General features: G+C 48.5%; 9 protein-coding genes. 5 read left to right on the top strand and 4 right to left on the bottom strand.

From position 1 onward, the window contains the following. Window positions 1-22: 22 nt before the first annotated feature. Both ACU37H_RS13785 and ACU37H_RS13780 read right to left on the bottom strand, forming a co-directional pair. Complete coding sequence (locus tag ACU37H_RS13785; RefSeq protein WP_472703528.1) at window positions 23-964, bottom strand: alpha-E domain-containing protein; 942 nt, start codon at window positions 962-964, stop codon at window positions 23-25. Window positions 965-1,049: 85 nt separating this feature from the next. Continuing rightward, complete coding sequence (locus ACU37H_RS13780; RefSeq protein WP_472703529.1) at window positions 1,050-2,498, bottom strand: circularly permuted type 2 ATP-grasp protein; 1,449 nt, start codon at window positions 2,496-2,498, stop codon at window positions 1,050-1,052. Between the two features lie 510 nt (window positions 2,499-3,008). On the opposite strand from ACU37H_RS13780, the gene flxY reads away from it, so the two are divergent. Continuing rightward, complete coding sequence (gene flxY, locus ACU37H_RS13775; RefSeq protein WP_472703530.1) at window positions 3,009-4,304, top strand: flexirubin biosynthesis putative acyl-CoA ligase FlxY; 1,296 nt, start codon at window positions 3,009-3,011, stop codon at window positions 4,302-4,304. A 188-nt stretch (window positions 4,305-4,492) separates the two neighbouring features. Here flxY and ACU37H_RS13770 read toward each other — a convergent pair whose 3' ends face one another. Continuing rightward, window positions 4,493-4,684, bottom strand: a complete 192-nt coding sequence (locus ACU37H_RS13770) for a hypothetical protein (RefSeq protein ID WP_472703531.1) — start codon at window positions 4,682-4,684, stop codon at window positions 4,493-4,495. A 31-nt stretch (window positions 4,685-4,715) separates the two neighbouring features. On the opposite strand from ACU37H_RS13770, the gene ACU37H_RS13765 reads away from it, so the two are divergent. The 3 genes from ACU37H_RS13765 (at window position 4,716) to ACU37H_RS13755 (ending at window position 8,923) form a co-directional block, all read left to right on the top strand. Further along, complete coding sequence (locus ACU37H_RS13765) at window positions 4,716-6,752, top strand: TonB-dependent receptor plug domain-containing protein (RefSeq protein ID WP_494407556.1); 2,037 nt, start codon at window positions 4,716-4,718, stop codon at window positions 6,750-6,752. 151 nt (window positions 6,753-6,903) lie between these two features. Further along, a complete protein-coding gene (locus tag ACU37H_RS13760) occupies window positions 6,904-7,986 on the top strand; it encodes an HmuY family protein (RefSeq protein ID WP_472703533.1) in 1,083 nt (360 codons plus the stop codon). A gap of 34 nt (window positions 7,987-8,020) precedes the next feature. After that, on the top strand, window positions 8,021-8,923 hold the full coding sequence (locus ACU37H_RS13755; protein ID WP_472703534.1) for a DUF6607 family protein: 903 nt from the start codon (window positions 8,021-8,023) through the stop codon (window positions 8,921-8,923). An 806-nt stretch (window positions 8,924-9,729) separates the two neighbouring features. Here the strand turns inward: ACU37H_RS13755 and ACU37H_RS13750 are convergent. Continuing rightward, window positions 9,730-12,363 (bottom strand): family 78 glycoside hydrolase catalytic domain, encoded by a 2,634-nt coding sequence (locus ACU37H_RS13750; protein WP_472703535.1) that lies wholly within the window; start codon window positions 12,361-12,363, stop codon window positions 9,730-9,732. 174 nt (window positions 12,364-12,537) lie between these two features. Here ACU37H_RS13750 and ileS point away from each other — a divergent pair, with 174 nt between their 5' ends. Beyond that, the gene (gene ileS / locus ACU37H_RS13745; RefSeq protein ID WP_472703536.1) at window positions 12,538-15,957 is read left to right on the top strand and encodes an isoleucine--tRNA ligase; all 3,420 of its coding nucleotides are present in this window, start codon (window positions 12,538-12,540) and stop codon (window positions 15,955-15,957) included. The last annotated feature ends 3 nt before the right edge of the window (window positions 15,958-15,960 follow it).

The following is a 15,960-nucleotide window of genomic DNA, read 5'->3' as shown; positions in this document are numbered from 1 at the left end:
GGTAAATTAAAATGAGTAGGGATCAGGTATGTCTGAAGTAATGCTTGTTAAAAGCCCGGGAGATGTTCTGAATATCGCTCCGGGTCTGGGCAAGAAGCCCTTTGATACTGTTTCCGTCCCTGAGATCGCAGGTGCTGTATTTCAGATTGCTCAACCCTTTCCCGATCAGGAAATCGAGCTGCTGGTAACTTTCAGGAATACTTTGCGTCTGCAGGCGCCGGAAATATCGGCTGATATGTTCCTTACAGTACAATACAGAATGCACAAAGTTTACATCAAACAAAACCTGCCTGATCACCGTATCCGCTTTCGCAATCGCAATACCCCTTGATAATTTCAAGTAAGTTTCATACCCGGACAATGAATAAAGCAGGTACCGAAGCGATGGTATCGCGGCTTCGTGATCCAGATTATAATCGATTTCTTTTAGTTTGATATCCGTCACATCTGTCGAGATAATGCCTCTTTCTATATACTGTCCTATATTTAAAAAGTTGTATGCCTCACCGCGGGTCATGGTAATGGTGATCGTTCCGTATAAAAACAAACTGTGCTGAAGCAGGGCATCCAATGCGGTGATCGGATCTCCGTGCCGGATGGTGTTCCTGATCCCCTGTTCACGGATCAACAGGTAATAGGCATTCAGGTTGTGCCACATTTCCTTGGTGATATGATCCTGTACTGCTTTCGCATTTTCCCGCGCGCGGGTGATATTATTGATCAGCGATGCATCATTGTTCCGGTCGAGCATCACGTAGTCTAATACCGCACGCGAGTTGAACTGGATCGCTTCAATTTGTGTATCGTTCAGATAGCCGTAGGTTTGTAATACCGACCTCCAGCTAAATTCTTTCATTTCATCCTGGGAAGCCACGTAATTCGTACGTAACACCCGCAGCAACCCATTGGTCCTTTCCATATAACGGGCCAGCCAATACACTGATTCTGCAACACGACTTAACATATGTTTCTAAAATTTCTGATTTGTGAATGGTTATATATGGTTTAGATAAGGGCGATTCAGCGGCGCTGACAGCACCACCTCCTGGCTACTCGCTCAGGACCCAGGTATCCTTGCTACCCCCGCCCTGCGAGGAGTTCACGACCAGCGAGCCCTCTCTCAGCGCCACCCGCGTAAGGCCCCCCGGAACGATATTAATGCCGTCCGGTCCGTACAAAGCAAATGGCCGCAGGTCCACGCGGCGCGGTTGCAGCTTGCCATTGATATAGCAGGGAGAGGAAGATAAATTGATGATCGGCTGCGCGATAAAGTTTCTCGGATCTTCCAGGATCGCTTTCTTGTACGCTTCCATTTCTTCTTCGGTCGCCTTGTTGCCCATCAGCATGCCGTAGCCGCCGGACTCATTGGTTTTCTTCACCACCATTTTGTCCATATTGTTAAACACGATTGTCCTGTTTTCCGGGACATCCAGCTCGTAGGTAGGCACATTTTTCAGGATCGGTTCTTCATTAAGATAATAACGGATCATATCCGGAACATAGGAGTACACGGCTTTGTCATCAGCCACGCCATTGCCCATTGCGTTCACGATCGCCACGTTGCCTTTCCGGTAGGCCCAATAGATTCCCGGAACGCCCAGCACACTATCTGGCCGGAAGGTAAGCGGATCGATAAAGTCATCATCCACCCGGCGATAAATCACATCCACTTTCTGCAGGCCGCTCGTCGTCTTCATATATACATGATGGTTTTCCACCACCAGGTCACGGCCTTCTACCAGTTCGATGCCCATAAGCCGGGCAAGGGTGGTATGCTCAAAATAGGCGGAGTTGTACACGCCGGGCGTGAGCAGCACGACCGTAGGATTGCTCGTTTGCCGGTTCGCAAGACCCAGCAGATTCTGCAACAAAAGAGAAGGGTATTCTATAACCCGCCTTACGTTGTTGCGGGGTATCAGGTCCGGGAAGATGCGGAACGTGATGCCCCGGTTTTCCAGCATATAAGATACACCAGAAGGCGTGCGCAGGTTGTCTTCCAGCACGTAAAAGCTGCCGTCGGCGTCGCGGATCAGGTCGATCCCTGCGATATGCGAATAGATATCGAAGGGAACGTTCACATTGATCATTTCACGCAGAAACAGCGGACACGAATAGATCAGCTTAGCCGGAACAATGCCATCTTTGATGATGAACTGCTGATGATATACATCTTTAAGAAAAATATTCAAGGCCTTCAGGCGTTGTTTGACGCCCGCCTCGATGGTGGCCCACTCTCTCGCTTCGATAATACGCGGGATGATGTCAAAAGGGAAGATTTTCTCTACCCCTTCATTATCGCTGTACACGGTGAAGGTAATCCCCTGGGTCATGAACAGCTTTTTTGCCAGCTCGTCCTTGGCCCCCAGCTCTTCCGGCGGCAACGCGTCAATCGTGTTGACCAGCTGGTTGTAGCTCCTCCTGATACCCTGCTCGCTCATCAATTCATCCCATACGTCAGGTTGAATATTATAAGATTCTAAAATTCGGGTTGGAATCATAAGCACTTTTTGATTTACTTTAAAAATGAAATATATTTAAAAAAACCATAAAAACAAACATAATATTAGCGATCATAACACCACCGAGAACACATAAAATATTATTTAATATATTATACGCTTGCCCGACGGAAGGATTTTAATCCACCGGCTATATAACAGAAACGCCTATCGCACCGGTAAGGGTCTTGCAATTTTTCTGCCATGATCCCACCCGCGTCTGACCGCCCCGCCCGCCTGTACCTTTCGGGCAGGCCCGCCCGTGCCGGTACGGACGGGGTCTGACGCATATGCGTTTGTCCCAAGAAGCAATAGTTACCCTATTCGGCGTTAGTGCGCGTATTAACAGGTTAACTTACCATTCTACTGCGCCTCACCCGCGTCTGACCGTCTCGGTCTGACGCATATGCGTTTATCCCAAGAAGCAGTCGGACAGCGTCTCACGCATAGTCAGATGCGTTTACCCCGGCGCATCGTAGCCACAATGCAAATATTCCGTAGGTTTGGACCATGAATGAATTACCCTCCCTTTCTTTCCAGAAGGCATCTAATATCAAAACCTACCAGGAAAAAAAACTGGCCGATCTGCTGGTTTATCTCCAGGCCCACTCTCCCTATTATAAAGCATTATTCGGGCAACACGCCATCGACATAACAAGTATCAAAACGATTGAAGACCTCGCACAACTGCCTGTAACAGAAAAGGAGCAACTGCAGCAGCAGAACCCCGACTTTCTTTGTGTAGGGAAAAACAAGATCATTGAATACACCGCCACTTCGGGCACCGTGGGAAGTCCCGTTACGATCGCTTTGACAGAAAACGACCTGCAGCGACTCGCCTACAACGAGTACTGTTCTTTCGCTTGTGCCAACGGCACTTCAGAAGATATTTATCAATTGATGCTCACCCTCGACCGGCAATTCATGGCGGGGATGGCCTATTATAGCGGCATTCGCAAGTTGGGCGCCGGCGTGGTGCGTGTCGGCCCCGGAGTACCTTCACTGCAATGGGAAACCATCGAACGGCTTCAGCCCACAGCAATCGTTGCCGTGCCGTCTTTTATTATTAAGCTCATTCAATACGCGGAGGACAACGGCATTGACATTCACCGGTCGTCCGTTAAGAAGGCCATCTGCATTGGCGAGAATATCAGGAGCGAAGATCTGGAGTTGAATATCCTGGGAACGAAGATCACCAGCAAATGGCCCATTCAATTGTTCTCCACTTACGCCTCTACAGAAATGCAAACGGCCTTTACCGAATGTGAGGCCGGTAAAGGCGGCCACCTGAATCCCGAGCTACTCATTGTAGAATTGTTAGACGACGAAGGCCGCCCGGTAGCCAACGGACAGCCGGGCGAAGTGACGATTACAACATTGGGCGTGGAAGGCATGCCGTTGCTGCGTTATAAAACAGGGGATATCTGCAAAGCTTACCCCGAGCCCTGCAGCTGCGGTCGCCACACCTTAAGGCTCTCGCCCGTCATCGGCCGCAAAAAACAAATGATCAAATACAAAGGCACCACGTTATTTGCTCCTGCCCTGTTCGAAATCATTCATCGCATTGACGCGATCAGGGAATATGTGGTAGAAGTGTACAACAATGAGATCGGAACCGATGAAGTGCTGCTCTATCTTCTGCCGGAGAGTGACACCGAGGAAACGCATAATAAGATCAAAGCCTATTTGCAAGCCCGTTTGAGAGTGACACCCCATATAAAATATATCAATGGAGAAACGATGCAGAAAATGCAGTTCCCCGACGGAGTAAGAAAGCCGGTTAAGTTTGTAGACAGGCGTCAATAATGTTTGACATCGATGCACCCTGTCCGCCTTATGAAGGGGTGATCTAAGCCAACGTTGGAGTCTGACACCTCAAGCAAGAGGTTGTTTATCCCAACTATAGCGTCCACCAGTCCACAAGTGACGTGATTCAATTCATTGATGGCGTTATACATCTCAAACCTGACGTAGTTTGCTTTTCTGACGAGGTCTTATACCCCAATGATGGGGTTATCAACGCCATCCACAGCGTTCACAACCCCAAGTTTGGAGTCTTTCATCTCATGTCTGGTATACACCACGCCATTACTGCTATTTTTCACCCCATGTGTCATGAAAAAGTAAAAAAAATTCCCGATCTCGTAAACTGTTTTTCCCGATCTCACAAATGATTGCCCCTGCATTCATTGACTTTTGTTTCTGATAAGAAAGGACATGGGAACAGACATGAAAACAGTATGGCTAACGTTGATTGCACTAACTGCAGGCTTCACGGTGGATGCACAGACAGATACTGCGCTTACGCTGGAAGAAGTGCAGATAAGCACCGGTCAGTACAAGCCTCAGTCGCTTCATAAATCTGTTTACAAAATCCAGGTGATCACCGCGGAGAAGATCGCATTGAAAGGTGCGACCAACCTGACGCAGGTTCTGAACACGGAACTGGGTATGGGCCTGTCGAACGATAATACACTTGGTACTACAGATATTTCGTTCATGGGTGTTGCCGGCAGAAATGTAAAAATATTGCTGGACGGATTGCCGATGCTGGACCGTGGCGATACACGGGAAAGCCTGAACCAGCTGGATGTGTCGCAGATCGAAAGGATTGAAATTGTGGAAGGACCCATGAGCACCGTTTATGGAACGGACGCGCTGGCAGGTGTAATTAATATTATCACCAAGGCCGCATCTCCCAATTCTTTCCGGGTCAACGCCAAAGCGCAGGAAGAAAGCGTGGGCACTGAATACAAGCCCTTTTCCAAAGGACTGCATGTTCAGAATGTCAATGCGGCCTGGGACAAAAACGGATGGAATGGCTTGCTATCCTTGGGACATACCGATTTTAAAGGGTTTCGCCCGGATGAATATGGACGCGCCCATCAATGGAAACCCAAAGAACAGTGGATGCCCTCGCTCCGCTTCGGATATAAAAATGACAATTTCAATATTTATTACCGGAATGATTATTTATGGGAAAAGATCTCGTCTGAAGGCCCGATCAACCTGGATACATACAGGACGGTTGACCAGTTCTACAACACACGTCGTATGATGCATCAGCTGCAAGGCCATTGGCGTATCGCCCCAAAAGCTTCATTGACCCATGCTTTCAGCTATACCGATTACCAGCGCTTTACCCGGACCATCCGGAAAGACCTGCTCAATCACACGGAAGAACTGACTACCGATCCGGGAACGCAGGACACTTCGACTTTCAAAACATTCGTCTGGCGCAATAGTCTCCAGTATCGGTTTTCAAAAAAGATAACCATTCAACCGGGCATCGAGCTGAACCGCGAAGCGGCCACCGGGCGCAGGATTGCGGGAGCGCCGGAAATCACCGACTTCTCCTTCTTTGCTTCGGCAGAATACCAGCCTGCTGACTGGATCAATATCCGGCCGGGATTGCGGTTTATAAAAAACAGTATTTACGATGCTCCGCCGGTGATACCTTCCATCAACACCCTGTTCACGCTTAACAAGGCATTCGCCCTGCGCGCCGCTTATGCCTACGGCTATCGGGCACCTGCACTGCGCGAGCTCTACTTCGAATTTGTCGATGCCAATCATAAGATCTATGGCAATCCTAATCTCGAAGCCGAGCAATCTAAAAGCCTGAACGCTTCATTAGTGTATAGTAAAGCGCTGCAAAATAACCGGCGATTCACCGCAGAGGCAGGGGGCTTTTACAACTGGTTTGACAACCTGATCAGCATTGGGACAGATCCCAATGATAATAGCCGGAATATTTATATCAACGTAGATGAAAGCCGCACGGCAGGCGCTTCCGCGAGAGCGAGGATCGCAGCCACCAATTGGGAGGCAGGCGTTGGTGCCATCCTGTTGGGTCGCTACAATCGCTTCATTGGAGAAAATTTCCGTGGTAAAGATATTCCCAGGTTTAATTGGACGCCGGAGCTGAATGCGGACCTTATGTACAACATTGCAGCTACCCGTACGTCAATCAATTTCTTTTACCGCTTTAACGGGAAACGCCAGATCTACCAGACCACCGACGGCGAAAACATTACGCTGGGGGCAAGAGACGCATTCCATTACGGAGATTTTAGTGCGGGCCAGTATATCAATAAATTCCTCAGCCTTACAGCAGGCATCCGGAATGTATTTAATGTAACAAGCGTCGTAAGCACACAGCAAAGCGGTGGCGCTCATGCTAACGGTGGAGATTATGTGTTCAACTACGGCCGGTCTTATTTTATGACACTCATTTTTAACTATCATAAATGATTCACAGCAAATGGGCTCCGAAATTCCTTAACGAATACAGGCCCGTTCCAGGTGATCATTAAAAACTAAAACACACAATATGAAATGCCAATTCCCTGCCCGTTCGGTCAGGCGGGCATGTGAACATTAATAACCATAAAAAAGTATACACATGAAACAAACATTTATAGCTATCAGTATAATAGCTGCATTGGCATCCTGTGGTGACAAAGATGTCGACATCCCCTTGCCACCACCATCCAGCGGCAGCACGATGCAATTGAATGGGCTGACAGGAGAAGAAAACCCCAACATATCATCGCCTGGCTCAGATGCAAGAAACTCGGTCTTTGTAGATTTCAGTGCCGATAAACAGTCATCTGTCAAAAGGAATAGCTGGGATCTGGGGTTTTACACCGGCTCTGATTTCCGCGTGATTATGAACAACACGACAGGAGCTTATGCCACAGCGACGACCAAAACGGATATTAATGCTGTTGGAAGCGCTGATACCATTGGTATTAAACTGGAATTCGATCAAAACAATCCCTCTTCTGCTGACCTTGGCAAAATGGACGGTTTTAGTGGTAAAATTTCTGAAACATTGATCAGCGCGTCCGCAAATGCGGCCGACAATAAAGTATTTGTATTGAACCGTGGGACGCGTGGAGGCATTGCTCCGCGTGATTACATGAAAATAAAAGTAGCACGAAACGGGAATGGTTACACGTTACAATACGCTGCTTTAAACGCGACCAACTTTAATACCGTTCAAATCTCCAAAGGAGGGGACGGTGAGTTTGTATATATTTCTTTAGACAATGGAAACGTCGTCAACGGATTCCCTGCAAAGCAGAATTGGGACATTCAATGGACGTATTCTGCATTTAAAACGAATTTTGGCGTGGATGTTATGTATCCTTTCTCAGATCTTGTTGCACTCAATGTATTGCAAGGTGTTCAAGCATTCCAAGTTGTGTATGCAGATGCTGCTATTACAAACGACGCTTTCAATAAATTTAACAAAGACAGTGTAAGCAAGTATTCGTTTAGTAGTGACCGGTGGGTTATCGGTAGCAACTGGCGCTACGCAGGTGGTCCGCCCCCCAGCCCAGCTCCTTTCACAAGGAAAGAAAGGTTTTACGTGGTTAAGGATCCGCAAGGCAACATCTATAAGTTGAAGTTTACCAGCTTCGCCACTTCAGACGGCGGTACCCGCGGCAAGCCTGAAATCAAATACGAATTAATCAAGTAACTTTAAAGATCATTATAAACTATAAAGAAACACAATGAAGAAACTAGCTATTGTGCTGTTAACTACTGCTTTTGCAGCGCCGGCCATCGCGCAAACCGGTAAAGAAAACGTAGACAAACTCTGTGGATGTTTTGAAGTAAGCTTCAAATACGCCGAAACATTTTCTCCTGATAAGGATTATAAATTTCACGAGCGCGAACAGATCATGGGCGTCACTGAACTGGCGCTTCCGATTGTCAATACGAAGAACCGGGTGGTGATACAACATCTATTAATTGTAGGCAACGGGCATGTGGTGAAGCATTGGCGCGAGGATTGGACCTACGAAAACCCGGTACAGTGGAACTACAAAGGCGATAAGGTGTGGGAAAAAGTAACCCTGGACAAAGCCGATGTGAAAGGCAAGTGGAGCCAATCTGTCTGGGAAGTGACTGACGCGCCGCGCTACCAGGGCTCCTCTGCCTGGCAGGTGGTGAACGGCCATACACAATGGGAAAATACGGCAGACGCCCCGTTACCCCGCCGCGAATACACGCAACGCTCGGACTATAATATTTTAGAGCGCACCAATCGCCTTGTTATAACAGAAAAAGGATATGATCACATCCAGGACAATAAAAAAATATTGAGTGCAGACGGGCAACGTAAATTAATAGCTGAAGAGAAAGGCTTGAATGGCTATGAAAAGCTTGATGCGGAAGATTGTGCAGCAGCGACGCAATATTGGGAACAACATAAAGGCTTCTGGACTGCGGTGCAGCAGGAATGGGATAAAGTACTCGATGCAAAATCTACCATCAAATTGACAGAGAAAGTAGGCGATGATGAAATCATGACCACGCTGTTTAAAATGGCGGATGAGTGGAAAGCTAAAACACTTACGGCTGCTGACGTGAATAAGAAAATAGCGGCTGTTTTGGCAAAGCACGTGCAGTAAGGAAAGTTACAATGTTAATAAGTTTAAGGTTGACAAGATAAGCCCTTGTCAACCTTTTTTATTTGCCGGACAAGTTGTGGCTTTGGTGCAGATCGCGAACAGCGTTGCGGGGGCCATCGTCCGGATGAACCCGTTCGCCAGCCCGAAAGATCATTCTGGCGGGAACGAGGAACCATCTCAAGTTAAGTAACCAAACGGGTTCCCAGCTTTGTCCCCAATAGGAGCAATTATGTTATTTGAAATGACAGCTCCGTCATTGCGAGCGAAACAAAGTGTAGCCGAGCAATCTGATAGATGTGCAAATTGCTCCCGCCCGGATGAAACCGTTCGCCAGCCCGAAAGATCATTCTGGCGGGGGCGGGAACCCTCTCTTGTTATTGCACGAGATTCCTCGACTACGCTGCGCTCCGCTCGGAACGACGAATACTCATGAAGCCGCTCCCGTATTGTTATGGTGAGCAGAACGCAGTAGAAGCGAATGATCTTCGGTTATTGCACGAGATTCCTCCACTTCGTTGTGCCCGGTCGAAACGACGAATCGCAATAAGGAATCATCCATTCCCTTCATGAAAACAGATCCTTCCCCTGCTGTGCCGGGAACGACGAATGATATCCATACGGTACTCATAGTAAGTCTCCAATAGGAGCAATTATGTTATTTGAAATGACAGCTCCGTCATGGTGAACGCCTGCCCGGCCCACAGGGACGGGAAGCAAAGCGGACCCAAACCATCTCTTCCGGCCATCTTCAGTCTGGCGGTTCCCCCTCTCTCCCGGAGAGGGGGTTAGGGGGTGAGGTCAAGCCCCTACTCTTCAAAACTAAAGCTGTGCTTACCGCCGCTCACCGCTTGTGCAGCCCGACCCGGCAATAAAACCGCTGCTGTACAAGTAGCGGGGATCGTAATGTCTAAGCGAATCTTTTTGCCCGTGCGTTTCCAGGAAGAAGTGATCGTCCCGTACAATGATTGATGGCTCGCTTCCACAAAATCCAGGTCTTTGATAAACGCAGGCTTTATGATGATCTTTTTAAAAGCCGTAGCGGTAGTGTCCCTTTGAATGCCCGCCAACGTTTTATACATCCAGGCGGCAATCGCACCCATGGATGGATGATTCCTTGATGCATCGCCGATATTGCGACCTACATCCCAGGTTTCAAAGAGACTGGTGGCGTCATAATTTTGGATCCAATAACCCCATGAAGGCAGTGTTTTCTTCGTCACCATTTTATAAACCGTTTCGGTATAACCGTAGGAAGACAATACTTCGGGAACGATCAGGCTGCCTATAAATCCAAAGTCCAGGCTGTAGTTATTGGCAATGATCATTTGGTTCAGTTGCGCTGCTAATGCTTCCCGCTGCTCTCCGGGAGCAATATTCATATACAATGGTAAGGCATACGAAAGTTGGGTCTTATTAGCATAACTCAATGAGGCTGCATCAAAATAATGAGTATTGATTTTTTCTTTCAACAACGCGGCTTTGGCGGCATAGAGCTTAGCATCAGCTGGCCGGTTGAGCAGCAGCGCCATTCTCTCCATTAACACCTGGTCCCAGTAATAATAGCAGGAGACCATAAAATCTTTTGGTGTGATCGCTTTGTAGTATAACCAATCGCCCAGGCCGTCCGTTAATAAACCTTTTTCATTTTCGATCGTGGTCAGGTACTTCAGGTACCGCTGTGCGGTAGGATACATATTGCGGATACTCTCCAGGTCGTTATGATATTCATAAAGCAGCGTCGGCACGATAAAAATAGCCGCGTCCCAAACCGGCCCGGCCCAGTCGGAATCCCAGTGCCAGGACGTGGGCACGATTCCCGGCACATCGCCATTTTCTTCCTGCGCATCGGTCATATCTTTTACCCATTTGGCATAGATGCTTGCAGCGTCATAACTGAACATGCCCGCCTCCTGCACCATAAAACCATCGGCCATCCAGCCATTTTTCTCACGGGTGGGACAATCAGTGGGAATACCGAAAAGGTTACTGAGATACGAGTTTCGGCAAATAGAAAAAATCTGGTTGAGCAACTGATCTGAGCTTTTGAAGTGGCCAATGGTAGCCACGTCGCTGTGCATGCGCAGGCCTTTCAATGCCAGGTCGCGGATCGGTATCGGCCGGTCCGATGTCATCTCCACATAGCGAAAGCCATGATAAGTGAAGGCAGGGGCAAATACCTCTTTGCCTTTTCCTTTCAACACATATATATCGGTCTGGATCACATCTCTTTCATTCCTGGGACGGAGGTGCATATTGATATTCCGTTGATCGATGCGCCCCGCGGAGTCCGTCATTTCCGCGTGTCGCAGGGTCACCCTCATACCTGCCAGACCGGAAATTTCCAAATGCGGCACACCGGCAAAGTTGACACCCATATCAAACACATAACAAGTGTCATTGATCTTCCTGACGTTTACCGGTTGTATGGTATCTGTCACTGTTATGGAGGGCATGGCCTGCGCTTCCACCAGCGTTGCAGTCGCGTCTGTCACCGTTGCCTTGTGCCAGTTGCGGTCGTCAAAGCCGGCCGCGGCCCAGCCAGGCTGTTCCTTGCGGGCATCGTAGGTAGTGCCTGCATGAATATTGTCAAAAACAAAAGGCCCGGTATTCGTAAGCCAGCTGTCGTCGGTACCGATCACCGACGTGGTTCCGTCGGTATAAGTGATCCGAAGCTCACACATCACCTGCGGCCGCCGGCGCCAGGGCGCCTGATGGAAGTTCCACACGGTAGGCGTTTGCTCATTGAACCACCCGTTTCCCAACTGTATCGCGATAGCATTCTTGCCGCTTCTGATGGCAGTTGTAAGATCGTAAGTCTGGTAAAGAATTCTTTTACTGTAATCCGTGAAGCCCGGATCCAGCGTCATGGGGTTGATGCAAACACCATTTATATATAATTGATAATAACCCAGTCCGCTGATATAACAGCGCGCTGAACGCACTTTGCGACCCACACTGATTTCCTTTCTGAAGCGCGGCGATGCTGCAAATTCGACATCATGCCCATCCGTGATCCAGCGGGCTGCCCAATCTGCCGGTGATAATTTGGCTGTTTCGAACCAGGACGGCCTGGAAGTAAAGGAGCCTTTATCGGTAGCTACCTCGACCTGCCACCAATAACGTGTATGCGGCTTCAATTGCGCACCGTTGAAATAGACCAGCTGGGCGCCAGATTGTTGTGCGCGACTGTCCCAGACATCGGTCTTTCCCTGCGCCAGCAAGGTGGGGTCTGTCCCCACGCGAATTCGGTAGGATCGCTGCTGCACTGGTTTCGCACCGTCGAGCTTCCATCCCAATCTTGGCCGGGCGATATCCGTTCCTAAAAGGTCTTTTTGGAATTCACAGGTCAAATCATTTACAGCCACCTGGGCGGTGGAAGTGATATACCAACCAATCAAAACTGCAATGAAAGAGGGTCTTAAAAAGATGTTGAGCGTCATATAAATAGCAGAAAATTAAGTGATTTGAACCTGTACAGCTCGCACGGGTTCCATCTATATACAGGGCCTGGAGCGGGAAGATAATATTTTTGAGGGACAGATTGTCGACCATCGCTGCTCATTTCGATAAAACCCCTTATATTCCCTACCTTTGCACTCATTTTTTAGCGAATTATGAGTGCAAAATATCAGGAGTTTTCGGGTTTGAATCTGCCCGCTATTGAAAAAGAGATCTTAACGAAATGGACAGAGCATGAGGCGTTTGAAAAAAGCGTGTCGATCCGGGAAGGCGCAACGCCGTTCGTATTTTACGAAGGACCACCCAGCGCCAATGGAATGCCGGGGATTCACCACGTGATTTCCCGGACACTGAAGGACCTGGTTTGCCGTTACAAGACCATGCAGGGATTCCAGGTAAAGCGCAAAGGCGGCTGGGATACTCACGGTCTGCCTGTGGAGCTTGGCGTGGAAAAGGAACTGGGCATTACCAAAGAAGATATCGGTAAAAAAATTACCGTAGAAGAATACAATCAAAAATGCCGCGAAGCGGTGTTGAGATTTAAAAGTCAGTGGGACGACCTGACCCGCAAAATGGGCTACTGGGTGGATCTGAACGACCCCTATATCACTTTTAAAAACGAGTACATCGAAACGCTTTGGTACCTGCTGAAGCAGTTGTTCGACAAAGGACTGTTGTATAAAAGTGTCAGCATCCAGCCTTATTCACCGGCAGCCGGAACAGGCTTAAGTTCGCACGAACTGAACCAGCCCGGCACGTACAAAGACGTTAAAGATACCAGCGCCACTGTGCTGTTCCGCATTCCTAAGGACGGAACCAACGCCGAAAATCCGACTGTACAAAGCCTGTTTGCGGCGTCAAACGCTTCTCAGGCTCCTTCTTCTGTGGAGAACGCCGTATTCTTCATGGCCTGGACCACTACCCCCTGGACCCTGCCATCGAACCTGGGATTGACCGTAGGCGCCAACATCGAGTATAGCCTGGTGGCTACCTTTAACCCTTACACGCATGAAGCGCAGCAGGTCGTTATTGCAACGGCTTTGTTACATAAATATTTTAAAGAAGAAGGCCGGGATAAAGATCCTGAAACCTATCAGAAGGAAGATAAGATCATCCCCTGGAAAGTGATCGCCACTTTTACCGGGAAGGAACTGGAAGGCGTACGTTATGAGCAATTGTTGCCTTTTGAAGCGAACAGCCTGGAAGCCGTTCGGGCCATCACCCCTGACGCAGATCCTTTCAAAGTGGTGTTGGGCGATTTTGTTACGACTGAAGATGGTACCGGTATCGTTCATACGGCACCTGCGTTTGGCGCAGATGACTATAAGGTGGGACAAAAAAACAAGCTGGGTATTGTAACGCTGGTAGACCGGGAAGGTAAGTTCATTGACGGCGTAGGGGAATACAGCGGCCGCTTTGTAAAAAATTATAAAGACGATGCGGCCTATGTTGATGTGAATGTCGACATCTCCGTCGAGCTAAAGCTGAAGGGTCGCACCTTCAAAGTTGAGAAATACGAACACAATTATCCGCACTGCTGGCGCACGGATAAACCCATCCTTTATTATCCGCTGGATGCCTGGTTTATCAGAACAACCGCGCTGCGTGATAAAATGGTGGAGCTGAACAAAACCATTCATTGGAAACCTAAATCCACCGGTGATGGCCGCTTTGGCAACTGGCTGGAAAATATGGTGGACTGGAACCTCAGCCGCAGCCGCTTCTGGGGCACGCCGCTGCCCGTGTGGAGTACCGAAGACGGGGAAGAAAGAAAGTGCATCGGGTCTATCGACGAATTGAATACAGAGATCAAAAAGGCCAGTGAAGTACTGGGTGGCGAAGTGAATAAGCATTATTTGCACGACGGCATTCTCGATCTGCACAAACCTTATGTAGACGAAGTGATCCTGGTGAGCGAGAGCGGCAAGCCGATGCACCGCGAGCCGGACCTGATCGACGTGTGGTTCGACAGCGGCGCTATGCCTTATGCCCAGTGGGGATTGGATCATGAAAAGCTGAAGGCCGGCGATCCGATGCCGTTCAATCAACCGTTTGAAAATAATTTCCCGGCCGACTTTATTTGCGAAGGCGTCGACCAAACCCGTGGCTGGTTCTATACGCTTCATGCTATCGCCTCGTTGCTGTTTGAAAATGTAGCCTACAAAACAGTGGTCAGCAACGGCCTGGTGCTGGACAAGAACGGCAATAAAATGAGTAAGCGCCTGGGCAATGTGGTAGATCCGTTTGATACCATTGAAAAGTTCGGAGCCGATGCCACGCGCTGGTACCTGATCACCAATGCCTCGCCATGGGATAACCTGAAATTTGACCTCGACGGGATCAAGGAAGTACAACGTAAATTTTTTGGCACATTATATAATACGTATCAGTTCTTTGCTTTGTATGCCAACGTGGATGGCTTCACTTTCACCGAGCCTTACATGCAAATGAACGAACGGCCGGAAATCGACCGCTGGATCATTTCTTCTTTACATACATTGGTGAAAAATGTCTCCACGGCGATGGACGACTACGAGCCAACACAAGCCGGTCGCCTGATCGAAGATTTTGTAGACGAACACCTGAGCAACTGGTATGTGCGCCTTTGCCGCCGTCGTTTCTGGAAAGGCGATTATGAGGCCGACAAAATATCAGCTTACCAGACTTTGTACGAATGCCTGGAAACGATTTGCAGGCTCGCGGCACCGATCGCGCCATTCTTTACAGATGCTGTGTTCCGCAATCTCAATAGCATCACCAACCGCCATAGCGCTGAAAGCGTGCACCACGCCTTCTTCCCTAAGGCGGATGAGGCCCTGATCGATCAGGCATTGGAAGAGAGAATGCAATTGGCACAAGACGCTTCCTCGCTGATATTGTCCCTGAGAAAGAAAGTAAACATCAAAGTGCGCCAGCCGCTTCAGAAAGTGCTGATCCCGGTATTAAACCCGGCGATGAAAGAGCAGCTGGAAAAAGTGGAGGCATTGATCAAGTCCGAGGTAAACGTCAAAGAAGTATCTTATCTCACCGAAACGGAAGGCTTCATCAAAAAGAAGATCAAGCCCAACTTCGTAGCGCTGGGTAAAAAGCTGGGACCAAAAATGAAAGCGGTATCTGCCGCCTTAGGTCAGTTTACGCAGGAAGATATCAGCACACTGGAACGCGATGGCAGTTATCCTTTACAGATCGATGGAGATACCATCACGATCGAGGTAAACGAAGTGGACATCAGCAGCGAAGATATCCCCGGCTGGACGGTGGCTTCGAAAGGAGCGCTTACAGCGGCCCTGGATATTACCGTTACCCCGGAACTGCAACAGGAAGGAGACGCCCGCGAGTTTGTCAATCGCATCCAGAAAATCCGGAAAGACAGTGGTTTCGAACTTACGGATAAGATAAATGTTGTTATTGACACTACGGAGACATTAAAAAACTCGTTAACAGCGTATAAAGATTATATTTGCGCGGAAATTCTCGCAGAAAATTTATATTTTCAGGCAATTACGAAAGGTAGTGGTATAGAAATTGATGTTAACGATAACATTTTACAAACGATTGTTTCTAAAAAAGGGTAATTA

Source organism: Niabella sp. ZPM-14 (assembly GCF_055693045.2).
Note: the sequence above shows the minus strand (reverse complement) of the source record. Positions and strands in the feature narration are given on the sequence as shown.